This is a genomic window from Pseudomonas sp. JUb42 (assembly GCF_024807945.1).
GTDB lineage: Bacteria > Pseudomonadota > Gammaproteobacteria > Pseudomonadales > Pseudomonadaceae > Aquipseudomonas.
Window position 1 is genome coordinate 1 of sequence record NZ_JANUFD010000015.1, and the last position, 15,960, is coordinate 15,960.

Below are 15,960 nucleotides of genomic sequence, written 5' to 3' on the forward strand. Positions count from 1 at the left end.
CCCATGTGAGAGTAGGTCATCGTCAAGATTAAATTCCAAAACCCCATTTGCGAAAGCAGATGGGGTTTTGTTTTTGCGCCGAGAAAAGCCGCCGGTTACAAGGCACGAAGGTTAAGTGGGCATCGTATATTCGCCAAGTGACGCGCCCTGGGTTCGGCCTATCCCTGTCGAGCCAGGCGAGTACCTTGTTTGCGCAAAGAGAAAAGCTGCGCGGTGACGCCCAGCACCAGCGCGATGACAATCAAGCCCAGAGCACCCTTGAGCAGGGGTGAATCGGGGTTGGTTACGATGGGATGGCCATCCGGCACGCGGCGCAGGGTTTCCGAGACAGTCGGGACCATCAGGAAAAACGCAGTCAGGCTCAGCATGATGGTTTCCAGGTACACACCCGCTCGCCCCAGCCGGTCGATGAACCCAACCCCGTAGCCTGCCAGTAACAGCACGATCGTGATGGCACCGATGACCGGGCTGATGGGTTGGTGGGCTACCAGAAATACTGTGCAACCGCCGATCAGCATTGATACAAAATAAGCCATTCCGGCCCGTGATCGCGGCATGATGCGCCCGTGTTTGATGAACATATAAGCGGCCAGCGGAATGGCTGGCAGGCTCCCGAGTGTATGTACCCAGCCAAGGGCAGAGATCCCGAACATTTGACTACTCCTGTTTGATTGGATGATGTGCACAAAGACACCGTCCGCAAAACGCTATGGGGTTGCAGGTCAACAACGCTAAAGCGTTATGATTTCCGGGCTTAGACTATTGAAGACGTGGCTGGACTGACATGACGGATTTACTCGAAAACTTGACCATTCTTCCAGAGATGCAGTTGGAGGGGCTTGCCACAGGGGATCTGCTTTCCCAGGTATTGGCCCAGATTCGCCTCACCGGGGATCGGGTCTACTCCGTGACCCTGGCCCAGGGTGAACACTTGGAACTGGACGCAAAAAGCTCCCATGTCTGCGTCCTTCAACAAGGCCGGCTGCACATCGAAAGTGCCGACAGGCAGAGCGTGACGGTCGAGCAGGGCGACATTCTGCTGCTTCCCCACGATTCGTCCTCCGCGAGTATCAAGGCCTCCAGCGGACTTGCAGCGGTGGTGATCTGCCGGTTCTGGTTCGATGCCCGCAGTTTTCAGGCCATGTTGTTTGCCATGCCCTGGCTGATCCATATCAGGCAGGCCGAGGCGGCCGCATGGGCAGAAGGAATCCTGCATTTCATGCTGATCGAAGCCAACGACACGCAGCCAGGTGGCGCATTGATGGTTTCGCGCCTCATCGACCTTACGGTCATTCGCATCCTGCGGACGTGGGTCCAGCACGGCACGGCGTCAGGATGGCTCGGGGGCCTGTCTGACGAACGCATCGCACGGGCACTGCGAGCTATTCACGAAAAGCCCGGACAGCAATGGAGCATCGACGCACTGGCTGCGATTGCCGGTATGTCGCGCTCCAGCTTCTGCGACTGGTTCAGCAAATTGGTCGGACGCTCGCCGCTGCGTTATCAGAATGAATGGCGGCTGACCTTGGCCAAAACCATGCTGTCGAAACACAACAGCCGCATCGGGGAGGTGGGTTTCGCCGTTGGCTACGAGTCCGAGGCGTCCTTCAGTCGCGCCTACAAGGCGTATTTCGGCCGCTCACCACGGGACGACAACAGCCAGGGCGTGGCTGAGGCGCAGGGTTGAGGCCTCGCTGGGCATCAAGGACGGTGAAAAAGCCTTCTTTAACCCACGGCGTCAAACGGTCATCCCTGTCCATTGTTCCGATACGGCCCAAAGCCGTTGCGCATACTCAGGGTCCACGGCCCATGTCGCAACGCCTTTACGCCCCGTCTCGGGGGTGCTGAGCGGGGCGATATTGCAGTCTTCGCAATACACGCCACCCAGGTTCGTCAGTGCTTTACTGGTTGCGCACCACAGTCCCGTTGCGGCGCCTTGCTCCAGGGTCTTGAGCCCGTTCTGTGGGTCCAGGCGTTGCTGACCATGCTCATCCAGCACGTCAAAGGCGGCGATCTCGGCAGGGCTCAGATGGCGCCCCAACTCGGTGAGGATCTGCCCTGGATGCAGGGAGAATGCCCGGACACCCTGATCACGTCCGCGTTTATCCAGTTCCTTGGCAAACAGGGCGTTGGCGGTCTTCGATTGACCGTAAGCCTGCCACTTGTCATAGGGGCGGCGCATAAAGTCTATGTCGTCAAAATCCACTCCGGCTATTTGATGCCCGCGCGACGACATTGCAATCACTCGCGCCGCATCCGCCGCGACGAGTGCTGGCCATAGCCCGCAGGTCAGGCGGTAATGACCGAGATGGTTGGTGGCGAACTGGCTTTCGTGGCCGTCGGCATCGCGGCTCAGCGGCGCGGCCATGACCCCGGCGCAGTTGATCAGTAGCGAGATTGCCTGCCCACGCTTGATCAGGCGTTGGCTGAAGGCTGCAACCGAAGCGGGCTGCAGCAGATCCATCTCCAGCACTTCAACGCCCTCAATTGTGCCCAGCGCGGCGTGTGCCCGCGCCGGATCCCTGGCCGGTACGATGACCCGCGCGCCTGCACCGGCCAGGCTTTTTGCGGTGACCAGACCGATCCCTGAATAACCGCCCGTGACGATGGCAAGTGTGCCGTGCAGGTCAATACCTGCCATGACCTGGTCAGCGGTACTGTCGGCGTTGAAATGGCTGTGGATGGGTTTTTGCGGCGTTGTCATCAGAATTCTCCCGGTCAGGTATCGAAGTGGTGAATTCTTCTCTAAGCTGTCTGGATGAACCAGTCTGATAAATCCGGTTTTCTGTCGTGATCATCCAAAATTCAGCCGCTGATCCGTTGTCCGATATCCTTGCGTTGTCCGGGCTTCGAGCTGCCTGCTCCGTGCGTCTGCAGGCGGGAGGAGTGTGGGCCTTGCGGTTCCGGCCCATCGAATTGAAGTTCAATGTGGTAAGACGCGGCGAGTGCTGGTTGCGCCTGCACGGCATGGCGCCTTGTCAGTTGCGGGCGGGAGACTGTTTTGTGGTCTCGCGCACGCCATTTATCCTGTCCAGCGGACCGGACGTGGAAGCGGTCAATGCCTCTGAGGTGTTTTCCCGGTCGCAAGCGTCGGCGATATTCGGTGTGGGAGACGACGTCGAACTACTGGGCGGCAGCGTTTCCCTGGGCGGCCCAGGTGCTGTGGAGTTGCTCGATGTGCTGCCGCCCGCGCTGATCATCCGCGCTGAGGCTACTGGCGCGTCGTCCTTCGGCTGGCTGCTCGATGAGCTGGATCGCGAGTGGCAGTCGAGTCAGGCGGGCGCGCAGGCGATGTGTAACGACCTGCTTCGGCTGATCTTCGTCCATGCACTGCGCCATCACATCAGCACGGCCGACGCTGCCGATCTGCACTGGCTGGGAGGGTTGCGCGACCCGGTCATCGCTGGAGTGCTGCGAGCCATTCATGGCGCACCGGAAAAGCCGTTGCGGCTGACAGAAATGGCGCAGATTGCCTGTATGTCGCGATCCGCATTCGCCGCGTTGTTCAAGGCGCGGACAGGGCAGGCCCCCGTCGAATATGCCACGCGCTGGCGCATGCGCGTGGCGGCGTCCCGGTTGCGCAACAGCCTGGACAGCGTCGCCAGCGTGGCGGCGTCATTGGGCTATTTGTCGGACGCCGCTTTTGGTGTCGCATTCCGTCGCGTTCACGGGATAGCGCCGGGGCAATATCGACGTGGCGAAGCCAACTAACGCTGACTTCTGGCCTCAAGCCCGCTTCGGCAGCTTCCAGTCAGGCCTGATGAAGTGACAGGTGTAGCCATTGGGGATGCGTTCCAGGTAATCCTGGTGCTCCGGTTCGGCTTCCCAGAACGGTCCTGCCGGTTCGATCTCGGTGACGACGCGGCCCGGCCACAGCTTCGATGCGTCGACGTCGGCGGCAGTGTCTTCGGCGATGTCGCGTTGCTGTTCGCTCAGGTAATAGATCGCCGAGCGATAGCTGGGGCCGCGGTCATTGCCCTGGCGATTGGGCGTACTCGGGTCGTGGATCTGGAAAAAGAACTCGAGGATCTGCCGATAGCTGATAACCGCCGGGTCGAAGACGATCTCGATGGCTTCGGCGTGGTTGCCGTGGTTGCGGTAGGTGGCGTTCTCCACCTCGCCGCCGGTGTAGCCGACCCGGGTATGCAGCACGCCTGGGTAACGCCGCAGCAGGTCCTGCATGCCCCAGAAGCAGCCGCCGGCAAGGATGGCGGTTTCGGTTTGGCTGGTCATGGTCTGTCCTTCCCCTCGGGGACGTTGGGTATGGCTGATGTTATGAGGGCGGGTTGGGCGATTCCAAGCCCAGACGGTGCAAACTGGCATCATGAGTCAGCGAAAGTGCGCGTATCGCCGCCTCTGTTCAATTCATGACTTGCCCAAGGAAGGCCCGGGTCCGCTCGTTCTGTGGGTTTTCGAAAAAAACCTGCGGCGTGTTCTGTTCGATGATCTCGCCTTTATCCATGAATATGACCCGATTGGCCATAGTGCGGGCAAAGCCCATTTCATGGGTTACGCAAATCATGGTCATGCCTTCTTGCGCAAGGGTGATCATGGTATCGAGCACCTCCTTGACCATTTCCGGATCGAGGGCGGAGGTGGGTTCGTCGAACAGCATGACCTTGGGCTTCATGCACAATGCCCGGGCGATGGCGACCCTTTGCTGCTGGCCACCGGACAGCTGCACCGGGTATTTATGGGCTTGCTCAGGGATGCGCACCCGCTCCAGATACTCCATGGCGACGGCTTCGGCCTCTTTGGTTGACGTGTTGCGCACCCAGCGTTGGGCCAGGGTACAGTTTTGCAGGATGGTCAGGTGTGGGAACAGGTTGAAATGCTGGAATACCATGCCGACTTCCCGGCGGATATTTTCGATATGGCGGGGATTATTGGTGAGCTTGACCCCGTCAATACTGACCACACCTTCCTGGTAATCCTCCAGGCGATTCAGGCAGCGTATGGTGGTCGATTTGCCCGAGCCGGACGGGCCGCATAACACTATGCGCTCGCCCATCTGCACGTCGAGGTTGATGTTTTTGAGTACCTGGAAATTGCCGTACCATTTGTTCAAGTCGCGGACTTGAATGAGCGGTGCCGGTTGGCCGTCGGTGGTGGTTTTTTGCATGAAAAGTCTCCGGACAGGGATGGGGAGGGCGTTCTCGCGGCTAAAGCCGGTCCTACGGTCAGATGTTGCTGCACGACAACGCGGTGTCAGGGGGCGTTGACAGCTTGCGCAGAAGAAACCAGCAGCAGGTCAGACCGCAATGCTCATCATCGCCAGCAGCCTGTCATTGACCGATGGGTGTTTTTCAAGCTCGAGCAGCCAGTCAACGATTTCCTCAGCTGACTCGGGCAAGCCCTGCAGGTTATGGATAGCCTTGGCACAGATCATCGCCAGGCTGACCGGGCGCGAGGTACTGCCCAAAGGCGAGACGATGGTCTGGTGCAGGCATTGGCCGTTACGCAGGTGAATGGTCACTCGGGCGGAGGGTCGCCGCTGGGTGCCGCTCATTTGCTGATCCATCAAGGGATCGACGTTCACCCATACCTTGCTTGCCAGGTCCTTGATGACTGGATCATCGAGCACGCCGCGCTGGAACCACTCCCGTCCCTTGGGCAATCGCATGGCCAGAGCTGCGAGGCAGAACGGCAGGCTGAACTGGGCGTCGATTTCGTTGACCGGGTCCACAGCCATCAATTTGTCGCGGATGACCGAGAAGGTATCGACCGCCACCCCAGCGATATCGTCGATGACAATGGCATGTTCGCTCACCAATAGTTCGAAGGCTTCCAGCGCTGGTGCCATCCAGCGACAGGCGGGGTACAACTTGAAACTGCTGTCCTCCAGATACCAATGTTGCCCCAGGCCTTCAGTGAGTCTGGCAGGATCGAAGCGATCCGAGCCCATCATGCGCCAGTAGCCGGCGGGGCCGTCGAATAGGTCAGTACTGCCGATGAAGCCGGCCTGACTCAGTTCCACCGCCAGGACGCCAGCCATGGCTGCGGGGGCGACGAAGTCTTTCAATGAAATGATCGGCCGTGAATTCCAGTTGTACTTGTGCAGGCTGGGTACCGGCGTGAGACCGCCCGCCAGGCCGATGGCATTGTTCAGCGCATCGCGCTGCAGCCCGCGCAGACGCGAGTAGGTGATGCAGGCACCAATGCCTTGATGCTGGGAGACGCCGTAGACTTCGGCAAAGCGTTCGGCACTGGGTTGCATGGAGAAAATCAGCCGGTTGTTGACCTCGTAACCGGCGACTACGGCAGTGATGAAGGCTTTGCCGCTGACGGGCTGCTCACCCAAGGCGCTCAAGGCAGCACTGACGATGGTCGAGCCGGGATGGCCCATGCCCTTGCCGTCGATTTCAAAACCGTCGTCGTAATCCAGTGCGTTAGCGGTCACCGCATTAGCAAATGCCGCAGCTGATGCACTGCTGCTTAACGCAGTTCCGAACACCGGGCAGCCGCCACTGCCCATGGCTTTAGCGGCTTTGCGGGCGCTGACGGCGACCTCCAGGCTGCGGCCTGCCATGGCGCAGCAAAAGGTGTCGAGAATGTGCCATTTGGCTTTTTCCACCACCGAGGCGGGCAGGCTGTCGTAGTCCAGTTGTGCTGCGAAATCCACTACTGCCGCAGTAATGGGCGCCAGGGCATCGTCGGCCGTGGCGACTGAAGGCTTATGCAGAAAGTCGTTCATGATCCACTCAGCGGCTGAAGTAGCGACGAAGAATTTTGGCTTCCAGGCGGCCGGCCAGGAGGGTCAGGGGCAGGATCGTGATGACGAAGAACAACGCAACCGCCGTGAGTACCTCCAGCGGGCGAAAGGTTTGTATGCTCAGGCGCTGGGCTTCATATAGCACTTCTCCTACGGCGATGTAGCTGCCCAGCACCGAGTTCTTTACCGACATCACGCACTGATTGGTGAAGGGCGGGATGATTCTCAGCAGGGCCTGGGGACCGGAGATCAGGCAGAGGATTTTCAAGCGGGAAAAGCCCAGGGACTTGCCCGCCTCCACCTGGCCCTTGTCCACCGCCTGGAGCCCGGCACGAAAGATCTCCGCAAAGAACACGCCGGTATACAGGGACAGGGCGATGACACAGGTCCAATAAGACGTCAGCGTGATCCCGGTAATGATGGGCAGGCAGTAATAGGACCAGACCACCAGCACCAGCGGCGGGATTGAGCGCAGGACTTCGATCACCGTGGTGCCGGGCCAGCGCAACCAGCGTCTGCCTGATAACCGCAGGGCTGCCAGTAACAGGCCGACGCAGATCCCCATCAGTACCGAAAGGCCGAGGATTTGAAAGGTCATGAGGATGCCTTTCAGCAGCAGCGCGCGATACTCGAACAACGCGCTGAAGTCCCATTGGTAATTCATTCCGGGGTTCCTATTGGGCAGATGCGGTGTATTTGGACCAGATGCGGTCCAGGGTACCGTCGGCTTTCAATTGCGCCAGGCGCGAGTCGAGCCATTCACGCAACTTCGGGTCATCGGACTTGCGCAGGCCGATATTGGTGGATTGCGAGCGTACCGGTGTCGGTATGCTCATCTGTCCCTGATGACGGCGCTGCAGGTATTGGGCGATCTGGATATCGCTGGTTACCAGCGCATCGGCCCGGGCGCTTTCCATTTGCATGAACATGGCGTCGCTGCTGGGCATCATCAGCCATTGCAAGTGAGTGAGCAGAGGCTGCAAGGCGGCGGTGGCACCTGCACCGTCCACGGCTGCCAGATGCATGGCAGGGGTATCGACCAGGTCCCAGGTGGAGTAGTCCGGCGCGGGCTTTTTCAGGGATAGTACGGCAAATTTCAGTTCGCCCATGGACTCGCTGAAATCGATTGCCTTGCGCCGTTCCGGGGTCGAGTTATAGGCGCCCAGGAGGTCGAAACGGTCTGACTGCAAGCCGGCCACCGCAGTACCCCATTGGGTGTCGACATAACTGATCTTGATGCCGGAGCCCGCGAAGATTGCGTCCATGACATCGGGAACCAGACCTTTCCACTCGTTGCTCAACAGGTCCTTGGTGTACCAGGGCGCTGCTTCCACCGCACCTACCCGAATCAGCTTTTTCTCTTGCACGGTCGCCAGGTCACTGGCGGCGAATCCGTATGTTGAAAGCCCAAGCGCGGTCACGGCCAGCGCTGAGGTAATGAGTTTTCTGAGCTGGTGCAAAGTCTTTCTCCCATTCGTATGGATGCGGAATCTTCTTTGGCAGTGGCTTAACGTTATCATTGGGATATCATGCGACCAACAGCGATAAATAACGAAGTTCATAACTTGGAGTTATGGGATGGATCAGCGTCAGATTGAGATCTTCCTGGCAGTCATCCGCATAGGCTCGGTGACCGGCGCGGCGGATTCCCTGGCCATGACCCAGCCCGCCGTGAGCAAGTCCATTGCCCAGATGGAGCGCGTCTTGGGCTTTAAATTGTTCGAACGCTTGCGCGGTCGGCTGATACCCACCAACGAAGCGGGCATGGTGTTCGACGAAGCGCTGCATTTGTATGAAGAGACCGAACGCTTTGGCCGGTTTCTGGAAAATGTCCGCCATTACAAGGCAGGCCAACTGCGACTGGCGGCGACTCCGGCGTTGGCGCTGAACCTGGCCCCCATTGCGGTCGCGCAGTTTCGCAAGGACTTTCCGCACTATGGGCTGGCCCTGGACATGCAGCTCAACCACGAAATTCCGCAGGCGGTAGAGCGACGCCAGTACGACCTCGGGCTGTTGGTCATTCCCACTGTCGACGAGGCCGCGGATTATCGCTTGCTCAAGCGCGGGAAGATGGTCTGCGTCATTCCCCGAGGCCACCCGCTGGCGGCGCTGGAGGCGGTGAGCTGGAGCGATATCGCGCCTCACGAGCTGATCTACATCACCACCGATATGCGCCTGGTCAATCTACTGCGTGAGAGTATTCCCGGCTTCAATCAGCGCCCCGGTTCAGCGCTGGAAACCAATCGCTATTCCATCGCCACCAATATGGTTGCCCAAGGCCTGGGCATCACCCTGGTGGACGAGTTCACTCTGATGGGCACCCAGCACGACAACCTGCTTGTACGTCCATTGGTGCCCGATATTGCCGTATCGCTGGTAGCGGCAATTACTTCGGGGCGGTCGCCAAAACGCTCGGCGCTGGACTTCCTGAAGGTCTTCGAGGGCGTTATTGCGCAACTGCCGATCCGTACACCTGATGATCCGAGGTGATCGTTGTATAGGGGTAGGGGGTATGCCTATAATCCGCCCGCCGTGGGCGTTGCCATCAACGCCCTGATGGAGGAAATCATCGAGGCCCACGCGCCGAGCATGTGGCGAACCCGGCGCTCAGCGAGCAGGATCGCAATAAAGGCGTCGAAGACTTCATTGAAGCCATTCGCCGTTATTCCGGGCAAGGTCGGGGAGCTGGACGGTTTCGCGTCGGCGCTTGACGGTCTGGTTTCGCTCGACCTGATACAGGATGCTCTCCCTTGTTTTTATAGGAGCCCGCAATGCCCCCAGGTAAACGTGAACTGGCACGGGTCGAGCGCCGGTTGATTGCAACGCTCACCGAAGCGTGCGAAACCGCGAAGGCTGAAATCCAGGGTTTTGTCTGGCTCACTCACACGGCTGACACGGCCTCGTTCGTCGAGTCCCTGAAGGTCATTTGGGTGTTTGAAACTCAGGCCGAAAAGCAACTCGCCGAAGCCAACGCCAAGGCCCGCATCCTTGAACTGACCGCCATCGCGTTGCAGGAGGCCGACATTGAACTGACCCCGTCAGAGCGCAATGTTCGCTTCTATTCAGAGCAAGAGTGGCAACGCAGTCACGGCGGCGATTGGCAAAAGCGTCTCGCACAAGGTTATTGAGAATGGCAAAAGAAATAGAAAACCCGTGTATCTCGGTTTGCCAGTTGAGTGGTGATCTGTGCGTGAGTTGCGGGCGCAGCAAGGAGGACATCAGGAAGTGGAAGCGCATGAAGCGGCCGGAAAAAATGGCCGCTGTGCAACGGGCAACCGTGCGCTTGAAAGGCCTGAAGAAAGCGCAGGGGTAGTTGCGCCGCTCAGCTGTGGCTAGCTGAGAGGTGCGGTGTCAAATCGCACGGGCGACGTGCGGCGCGGGCCAAGTCGATTTGGCAACCCGCATGAAGTTGTCACCGAATATCGCGTCAATATCCGTCTGTGCGTAACCCCGTTGCTTCAACTGCCTGGCAACCTCGCCGAGCGTCTCGGGCTGCAATTGAACATGCCCATTCATCTGGCCGTAGTGTTCGCTTGGCCACCAATCGTTCTCATCCACACCCTCTGGCAAGTCTTTGTGATCCGGGTTCAGCTCTGTGTCCAAGCCTATACCAATATGAGCCGTTCCGACGCGCTCGGCCAGATAGTCGATTTGTCGGACGTAGGCCGCTACGGATGCCGATGGATCGCCCAGAAATATGCCCAGCCCGGTAAGACCTATGACGCCGCCCTGAGCTGCACAGGCGTAAATCTGCTCATCGTCAATAGTTCGAGGATGATCAAAAACCGCTTTAACGTTGGTATGGGAGAAAACCACCGGTCGCTGTGATAGTTCCATGGTCTCAAGGCTTGAACGCTTACTCGCATGTGAGCAGTCCATGACAATCCCGGCGGTATTGATGGCGGCGACAACCTGGCGACCCAGGGCGGTCAAACCAACCCCGGCGCCGTGGCATCCCCCTGCGCAACTGTTATCCCGGTTGTAGGCGAGCAATAGCTGCCGAACGCCCAGGCTGGCGAAAAGTTCGACCATGGCGGGGTCCTGGCGCAGCATATTTGATCCTTCGAGATCGAAAGAGATCGCCAGCTTGTGATGTTTGCGGGCGCTGTAGATGTCGTCCGTGGTGGACACGAGCACATAGTCTTGCTGATGGTGCGCCAGCCAGCTTCTAAAGCCGGCGAGCGTGCGTACGACCGTGTCGAAGGGGGTCATGTCCATGCCCACATTGATCGACACATGGTGGAATCCCGCCTTCCGATACCTCATCAAACTCGACATGTCCTGACCCGGCATCAAAGGCAGGCATGCGTGGGCTTCCCACTGAATCACAGGAGCGGTTGCGCTTTCAGATTGTTTGACAGTCATCTCTTCAAACGCCTTCATTGTTTGTTTGCCAGGGGCATCGGTCAGTACATCCGACGTGTGTATATGGCCTTTAATGCCGCTTTCGCGAATGAATTCGCTCCCACAAGGTCCACGGGTTCATCAGGTTTTGCATTGTTTTATAGGGGGAGGCTTTGGCCTGCGTTAAGTTCGATTAGTGCTAACTGCCAATCATTTCCCCAGCCAGGTCTGCCAGTGCGCGCAGGCGATCCATCTGCCGCATGTCCTGGTGATAGCCCATCCAGATATCCCGCCCGGGCGGTGCTTCACCCATGTCCAATAACTGGAGGGTGGCCAACTGATCTCCCAGCGCCCGTGGCAAGACCGCCAAACCCAGGCCAAGCCCGCACATTCGTGCCTGTACGGTACGGCTGCTGCTGGTAAAAACGGCTCTGGCACGGGGAAACAGCTGCTGTAGCCAGAGCACGTCAGGGTAATGGGCCTGTGCCGTATTCATGGTGATCAAACCCAGCCCTTCGCCGTCCGGCGCTGGCGCAAACGGCAGGTGCGCGGCCGCATACAGCCCGTAGCTCATGGTCATCAGGCGGCGTTGCACGATGTCAGGCTCGGTAAAGGGCACGATGCGAAAGGCAATATCGGCGTCCCGGCGTGCCAGGTCGAACAGGCGGTGGCCGGCGATCAGCTCCGGCACGATCATCGGGTAGCGACGTGTCAGTTCGATCAGCACGGGGGAGAGCACGTAGCTGGCGAACCAGTCAGCCGACGAGATACGCAGCAGGCCCTCGGGTTGATCGCTGTCTGCGGCGATGTGCCGCTCGATGGCCAGGGCGCTGCTTTCCATTTCCTCTGCCAGATGGAGAATTTTTTCACCACTGTCGGTCAGCACCAGGCCAGGGCCGACGCGACGAAAAAATACCTGCCCACCGGCCTGCTCAAGGGCGTTGAGACGCCGCCCGACGGTGGGGTGACTGACGCCCAGCTGCTTCGCGGCGGCGCCCAGCGAGCCGGTGCGGACAATCGCCAGGAAGATGCGCAAGTCATTCCAGTCCATGGCTGGCCTCGTACAAAAATGAACGCTGAAGATGCAGTAATGACAGTCCCGTCGCAAGCCCGGCCACGACAGAATCAAGGCCATATCGTTTTATGTGGCAGGCAGAGGGCTATTTATGAATATCGGATTTGTCGGCGTCGGGAGCATGGGCCGCGCGATTATCCCGTTGCTCGTTCAGGCGGGCTATCAGGTAAGTGCGTGGAATCGCAGCCCCGCAGCGCTTTGCGGGCTCGGGCAGGTCAACCTGCTGCAGACCGCGCAGGCGGTTTTTGCGCAGCAGATAGTCATCAGCATGCTTGCCGATGACCAAGCTGTACACGAGGTATTGCTCGACTCCGGAGCATTGGCCGCTGCGCCCAGGGGCTGCATCCACATCGTCATGTCGACACTGTCGCCCGCGCTCATGGCGCAACTGGAGACAGCGCATGCCGCTGCCGGTGTGCTGTTGATCGCCGCGCCTGTTTTCGGCATACCTGCGGTGGCTGCCAAGGGCGAGCTGAATATCCTGGCCGCCGGGCCTGCCAGGGCCATTGACCAGGTGCAGCCGCTATTTGACGTGCTGGGGAAAAAGACCTGGCGCCTTGGCGAGCAGCCAGTACAGGCCTGTATCGCGAAAATCGCCGGCAACATGATGATCACCCAGGCCATCGAAGCCCTGGCCGAAGCGAGCCACCTCACGCAAAGCTATGGCGTCAGCACTGCAGCGTTCATCGAGTTAGTCACGCAGACTCTGTTTGCCTGCCCCAGTTATCAGCGCTATGGGCAGAATATCGTGAAGGGCACCTACGAGCCGGGGTTCAAACTGTCGCTGGGGCTCAAGGACGTCAGGCTGGCAATCGACGCTGCCGGGGCAAAGGGATTGTCACTACCTGTCGCCAACGTGGTGGGCAGCAGAATGGACGTTGCCGTTGCGCAAGGGCTGGGTGACAAGGATTGGTCGGTGCTCGCAACGTTGGCGCATTCGAGCGTATTTGCAGACTCAGCGTGTGAGCCTGCGCAATAGTTCAACCAAGTCATCTCTATGCTGAATCTGCCTGGCCTGAACGTAATTCAATGCAGAGATGAAGTTGCGGTCACGGGTCATTTCCACAAGTTGCTTATAGATGAATATCTGTTTCTCCTCTGTGCTGATATTGGCTTGCAGATACTTCGTGGGATCGGTGTTGAAACGGTTCTTTTGCGTCTCGCGCAGCACCTCTGAATTAGCCATGTCTTTCAGCCAATGGTGACCCTGGGCATATTGCTCAGCATTTACGCCGTTACACGCGAGGAAGGTTTCAAACTCCCGGCGATTGACTCTGGTCAACAGCTGGCTGGATTCTCCTTTTGAGATCTGGAGAAGGATGGAAGCGACGATATCGGCGTTTCTTAGTTTCGCCCGGGCAATACGGATCAGGCTTGCTTTGCGGCCAGGATTATCCTCGCTGGTCGCCTGAGTCAGATAGGCGATTGCTGTAGGCAGCTCACCATCGCTTCCTTTGAACTGCTCCAGCAGCAGATCAAAAAAACTCATGCTTGATGGTTGAAGCTCTTTCGATGATGACGTCATGCCAGCCTCCCTTGGCTCCTTTGGCACGTCTTTTAGGGGTATTTATCTGGAGACTGATGACGATTCGCGTAGTTCGATCCAGATGTTCAGGCGTCGCCAAACGGTCGTCAGGCGAACGACCGATAGAGGATGTAATCAAAAAAAAACCTGGGTCAGGCTCCAAGCAGCGCCTGCTCAGCCATCGCATAGCCGTTCTTGCCCGCGCTCTTGGCTTCATACAAGGCCAGGTCTGCACGGCGCATCAGGCTGAACATGGATTCGCCCGGCTTGTGATCGGCAAGCCCGACGCTGATGGACAGGCTGAAGTTGAATACCCGGCTTGAACTGACGGCAACAACGATTCCCCGGGCCAGCGCCTGTGCTGCGCCAACATCGGCAAGCTGAGCCACAATGGCAAACTCTTCTCCGCCCAGACGGGCGAAGTTGTGGCCCTGGCTCTGGTTGCGCAGCACTTTTGCCACTTCCACCAGCACTTGATCGCCGACATCATGACCGTAGCCGTCGTTGACCTTTTTGAAGTCGTCTATGTCGAGCATCAGGAAAAACAGCGGCGCAGGCACTGTTTCGCCTTCCAGTGTCGCGGTCAGTTGTTCCATGAACGCGCGGCGATTGGGCAGGCCGGTCAGGGTGTCCTTGTAGGCCATGCCGTGCAGTTGGCGTTGCAGGTCGAATACGCTTTTGCGGGTATGGCAAAACGTCGTGCACACCAGGGTGGCAACCAGCAGACTGGCGGTGATCAGAATCAACGTCAGGGTGAGGTCCAGATGCCGGTCAAAGTGCGGCTGAACCACACTGAACAGCGTCACCCAGATGGCCGCACCGGTACTGAAAGCGTGCAGGGGGTGAGCGTGCATGGCCGAGGCGGGCAGGCTCAACACCAGGCCGATGGGCAGGAACCAGATGATCGGATTACCGATGGCCACGGCCAGTGAGCCCAGGCATGCAGTGCAGGTGCACAGCAACAGCATGCCGGTCAGCCACAGCCCCTGGGTGGTGCGGGCCCGCCAGGTGAGGAAACAGGTGATGCCCGCGACAACGCAATAGCTGTAGAGCCAGGGCGAAATGACCTGGCTGTTGTCGGCCAGGGTCAGCACCATCAGGCAGGCCGCCGTGGCAAGAATTTCGCTGGAAACTTTCAGTGGCCGCAATTGAGCAAAGCATTTCTGCTCAAGTGTTTCTTCATTGCCGTGCATTGTTCAACTACCTCGCCGGATGCCAAAACGTCTTTCAACTGCTGTACCGGCATACGTCATATAAGCGTTTTGCGGCTATGAACAATGTCCCATCCTCAGCCTCAATTACTGATTACCACGGTTAGTCCGCGCATGCCAACTGACAGATGTTTTATCTGGAAGTACAGGGGAGGGGGGGACTGAAGTGAGTCCGGTGCCAGTTTTATGCACCGGATCAGCAACCTGGCCAAGCCGGGCACTGCACTCAGCTCTCGGAGACAGTGCTCGACTCGGCGCTGGCCTGCGCATCCAGCTTCAAGCGGTCAGCCTTGCTGATGTATTGAGGCTTGCTCTTCGGTGCCAGTTTGGCGTTGGCCTTTTTGGCGTTGGCCTTCAATATCTGGTTTATTTTCTTGCGGCGGTTCATGTTTTCAACTCGGCATGTACATGCCGGGATGATATCAGCTTGGAAATATTGGGCCAGACGAAATGGCTGCGGCAATTAGCTGAATTGGAATGAGGTCTGTAGGCGCTGCTGAAGGCTGCGAGAGCGATATGTCAGGTAGACCCATTCGCAGCCTTCGGCAGCTCCTACAGGAATCGCATTCCAATTCGGTTAATAACGGAGTGTCTGGCCTGGTCAGGCGATGGATCAGCCCAACGGCCTTGAAAAGATATTGATTAGGCTGCCATCCGGATCCCGTATCAGCAGGGAAGTATTACCCCAGGGCATCAGGGTGATGGGCATCGCGATGTCGGCGTCAGGCATACGCTGTAATACAGCCGCGACGTCATCCACCTGAAACTCCAGGATCGCCGAGCGGTTCGAGGCAGCGACAGCCACGCCGTCGTTATGCAGGCGGACCAGACGCTCATCGCATAGCGCGAGAATCACGCCGTTGAACTGAATTTGCGCGAAGCCCTCGGCGAGGTGCGTGGCCTCGACGGTCGAGAGGTCTTGGTAGAACTGGACAAGCTCTTCAAATTTTTGGGTAACGAGGCGAACGGACGCAAAGTTCATGACAGCACCTGTTTGAGATGAGAGGCCTCACTCTAGTTGCAGCAGTGTCAGTTTCTGGCAGCAGCATTTTGCTGCTATACAGGGGTGTCGAAGCCTTTTCAGAGTCGCTGC

General features: G+C 58.5%; 19 protein-coding genes. 6 read left to right on the forward strand and 13 right to left on the reverse strand.

Going from position 1 to position 15,960, the window contains the following annotated elements; genetic code table 11:
* Positions 1–158 precede the first annotated feature (158 nt).
* The gene (locus M2401_RS25690) at positions 159–653 is read right to left on the reverse strand and encodes a hypothetical protein (protein ID WP_259107495.1); all 495 of its coding nucleotides are present in this window, start codon (positions 651–653) and stop codon (positions 159–161) included.
* A 131-nt stretch (positions 654–784) separates the two neighbouring features.
* On the opposite strand from M2401_RS25690, the gene M2401_RS25695 reads away from it, so the two are divergent.
* Entirely contained in the window at positions 785–1,687 is a 903-nt protein-coding gene (locus M2401_RS25695) for an AraC family transcriptional regulator (protein ID WP_259107496.1), read from the forward strand.
* Positions 1,688–1,738: 51 nt separating this feature from the next.
* Here M2401_RS25695 and M2401_RS25700 read toward each other — a convergent pair whose 3' ends face one another.
* On the reverse strand, positions 1,739–2,704 hold the full coding sequence (locus M2401_RS25700) for an oxidoreductase (protein WP_259107501.1): 966 nt from the start codon (positions 2,702–2,704) through the stop codon (positions 1,739–1,741).
* 86 nt (positions 2,705–2,790) lie between these two features.
* On the opposite strand from M2401_RS25700, the gene M2401_RS25705 reads away from it, so the two are divergent.
* On the forward strand, positions 2,791–3,711 hold the full coding sequence (locus M2401_RS25705) for an AraC family transcriptional regulator (RefSeq protein WP_259107517.1): 921 nt from the start codon (positions 2,791–2,793) through the stop codon (positions 3,709–3,711).
* Between the two features lie 15 nt (positions 3,712–3,726).
* Here M2401_RS25705 and msrA read toward each other — a convergent pair whose 3' ends face one another.
* The 5 genes from msrA to M2401_RS25730 all read right to left on the reverse strand — a co-directional run bounded on the left by msrA (position 3,727) and on the right by M2401_RS25730 (position 8,172).
* Positions 3,727–4,233 carry a peptide-methionine (S)-S-oxide reductase MsrA gene (gene msrA / locus M2401_RS25710; RefSeq protein ID WP_259107519.1) on the reverse strand — a complete coding sequence of 169 codons (507 nt, stop codon included), beginning with the start codon at positions 4,231–4,233 and terminating at the stop codon, positions 3,727–3,729.
* Between the two features lie 127 nt (positions 4,234–4,360).
* The gene (locus tag M2401_RS25715; RefSeq protein WP_259107522.1) at positions 4,361–5,122 is read right to left on the reverse strand and encodes an amino acid ABC transporter ATP-binding protein; all 762 of its coding nucleotides are present in this window, start codon (positions 5,120–5,122) and stop codon (positions 4,361–4,363) included.
* Positions 5,123–5,251: 129 nt separating this feature from the next.
* Entirely contained in the window at positions 5,252–6,694 is a 1,443-nt protein-coding gene (locus M2401_RS25720; RefSeq protein ID WP_259107525.1) for an MmgE/PrpD family protein, read from the reverse strand.
* 7 nt (positions 6,695–6,701) lie between these two features.
* Entirely contained in the window at positions 6,702–7,376 is a 675-nt protein-coding gene (locus tag M2401_RS25725) for an amino acid ABC transporter permease (protein WP_259107528.1), read from the reverse strand.
* Positions 7,377–7,386: 10 nt separating this feature from the next.
* A complete protein-coding gene (locus M2401_RS25730; protein ID WP_259107531.1) occupies positions 7,387–8,172 on the reverse strand; it encodes a transporter substrate-binding domain-containing protein in 786 nt (261 codons plus the stop codon).
* Between the two features lie 118 nt (positions 8,173–8,290).
* Between M2401_RS25730 and M2401_RS25735 the strand changes: the two genes are divergently transcribed.
* The 3 genes from M2401_RS25735 to M2401_RS25745 all read left to right on the forward strand — a co-directional run bounded on the left by M2401_RS25735 (position 8,291) and on the right by M2401_RS25745 (position 10,025).
* Positions 8,291–9,202 (forward strand): LysR family transcriptional regulator, encoded by a 912-nt coding sequence (locus M2401_RS25735; RefSeq protein WP_259107534.1) that lies wholly within the window; start codon positions 8,291–8,293, stop codon positions 9,200–9,202.
* Between the two features lie 281 nt (positions 9,203–9,483).
* Positions 9,484–9,840 (forward strand): hypothetical protein, encoded by a 357-nt coding sequence (locus M2401_RS25740; RefSeq protein WP_259107536.1) that lies wholly within the window; start codon positions 9,484–9,486, stop codon positions 9,838–9,840.
* Between the two features lie 2 nt (positions 9,841–9,842).
* Positions 9,843–10,025, forward strand: a complete 183-nt coding sequence (locus M2401_RS25745; protein ID WP_259107538.1) for a DUF1289 domain-containing protein — start codon at positions 9,843–9,845, stop codon at positions 10,023–10,025.
* Between the two features lie 38 nt (positions 10,026–10,063).
* Here M2401_RS25745 and M2401_RS25750 read toward each other — a convergent pair whose 3' ends face one another.
* Both M2401_RS25750 and M2401_RS25755 read right to left on the reverse strand, forming a co-directional pair.
* The gene (locus M2401_RS25750) at positions 10,064–11,095 is read right to left on the reverse strand and encodes a dipeptidase (protein ID WP_259107541.1); all 1,032 of its coding nucleotides are present in this window, start codon (positions 11,093–11,095) and stop codon (positions 10,064–10,066) included.
* A gap of 160 nt (positions 11,096–11,255) precedes the next feature.
* Positions 11,256–12,107: a LysR family transcriptional regulator gene (locus M2401_RS25755; protein WP_259107544.1), complete on the reverse strand. Its 852-nt coding sequence runs from the start codon at positions 12,105–12,107 to the stop codon at positions 11,256–11,258.
* A 115-nt stretch (positions 12,108–12,222) separates the two neighbouring features.
* Between M2401_RS25755 and M2401_RS25760 the strand changes: the two genes are divergently transcribed.
* Complete coding sequence (locus M2401_RS25760) at positions 12,223–13,110, forward strand: NAD(P)-dependent oxidoreductase (RefSeq protein ID WP_259107547.1); 888 nt, start codon at positions 12,223–12,225, stop codon at positions 13,108–13,110.
* Here M2401_RS25760 and M2401_RS25765 read toward each other — a convergent pair.
* The 4 genes from M2401_RS25765 to M2401_RS25780 all read right to left on the reverse strand — a co-directional run bounded on the left by M2401_RS25765 (position 13,087) and on the right by M2401_RS25780 (position 15,849).
* Positions 13,087–13,656, reverse strand: a complete 570-nt coding sequence (locus M2401_RS25765) for a manganese catalase family protein (RefSeq protein WP_259107549.1) — start codon at positions 13,654–13,656, stop codon at positions 13,087–13,089. The two genes, M2401_RS25760 and M2401_RS25765, sit on opposite strands and share 24 nt — an antisense overlap.
* A 152-nt stretch (positions 13,657–13,808) precedes the next feature.
* Complete coding sequence (locus M2401_RS25770; protein WP_259107552.1) at positions 13,809–14,849, reverse strand: GGDEF domain-containing protein; 1,041 nt, start codon at positions 14,847–14,849, stop codon at positions 13,809–13,811.
* Positions 14,850–15,093: 244 nt separating this feature from the next.
* Positions 15,094–15,255, reverse strand: coding sequence for a DUF2986 domain-containing protein (locus M2401_RS25775; RefSeq protein WP_259107555.1), 162 nt, complete (start codon positions 15,253–15,255; stop codon positions 15,094–15,096).
* Between the two features lie 225 nt (positions 15,256–15,480).
* The gene (locus M2401_RS25780; protein ID WP_259107557.1) at positions 15,481–15,849 is read right to left on the reverse strand and encodes a VOC family protein; all 369 of its coding nucleotides are present in this window, start codon (positions 15,847–15,849) and stop codon (positions 15,481–15,483) included.
* Positions 15,850–15,960: the final 111 nt, after the last annotated feature.

Coding starts and splice junctions, on each gene's coding strand:
- M2401_RS25690 (WP_259107495.1), bottom strand. CDS start 653: ATGTTCGGGATCTCTGCCCTTGGCTGGGTACATACACTCGGGAGCCTG.
- M2401_RS25695 (WP_259107496.1), top strand. CDS start 785: ATGACGGATTTACTCGAAAACTTGACCATTCTTCCAGAGATGCAGTTG.
- M2401_RS25700 (WP_259107501.1), bottom strand. CDS start 2,704: ATGACAACGCCGCAAAAACCCATCCACAGCCATTTCAACGCCGACAGT.
- msrA (WP_259107519.1), bottom strand. CDS start 4,233: ATGACCAGCCAAACCGAAACCGCCATCCTTGCCGGCGGCTGCTTCTGG.
- M2401_RS25715 (WP_259107522.1), bottom strand. CDS start 5,122: ATGCAAAAAACCACCACCGACGGCCAACCGGCACCGCTCATTCAAGTC.
- M2401_RS25720 (WP_259107525.1), bottom strand. CDS start 6,694: ATGAACGACTTTCTGCATAAGCCTTCAGTCGCCACGGCCGACGATGCC.
- M2401_RS25725 (WP_259107528.1), bottom strand. CDS start 7,376: ATGAATTACCAATGGGACTTCAGCGCGTTGTTCGAGTATCGCGCGCTG.
- M2401_RS25735 (WP_259107534.1), top strand. CDS start 8,291: ATGGATCAGCGTCAGATTGAGATCTTCCTGGCAGTCATCCGCATAGGC.
- M2401_RS25740 (WP_259107536.1), top strand. CDS start 9,484: ATGCCCCCAGGTAAACGTGAACTGGCACGGGTCGAGCGCCGGTTGATT.
- M2401_RS25745 (WP_259107538.1), top strand. CDS start 9,843: ATGGCAAAAGAAATAGAAAACCCGTGTATCTCGGTTTGCCAGTTGAGT.
- M2401_RS25750 (WP_259107541.1), bottom strand. CDS start 11,095: ATGAAGGCGTTTGAAGAGATGACTGTCAAACAATCTGAAAGCGCAACC.
- M2401_RS25755 (WP_259107544.1), bottom strand. CDS start 12,107: ATGGACTGGAATGACTTGCGCATCTTCCTGGCGATTGTCCGCACCGGC.
- M2401_RS25760 (WP_259107547.1), top strand. CDS start 12,223: ATGAATATCGGATTTGTCGGCGTCGGGAGCATGGGCCGCGCGATTATC.
- M2401_RS25765 (WP_259107549.1), bottom strand. CDS start 13,656: ATGACGTCATCATCGAAAGAGCTTCAACCATCAAGCATGAGTTTTTTT.
- M2401_RS25770 (WP_259107552.1), bottom strand. CDS start 14,849: ATGCACGGCAATGAAGAAACACTTGAGCAGAAATGCTTTGCTCAATTG.
- M2401_RS25775 (WP_259107555.1), bottom strand. CDS start 15,255: ATGAACCGCCGCAAGAAAATAAACCAGATATTGAAGGCCAACGCCAAA.
- M2401_RS25780 (WP_259107557.1), bottom strand. CDS start 15,849: ATGAACTTTGCGTCCGTTCGCCTCGTTACCCAAAAATTTGAAGAGCTT.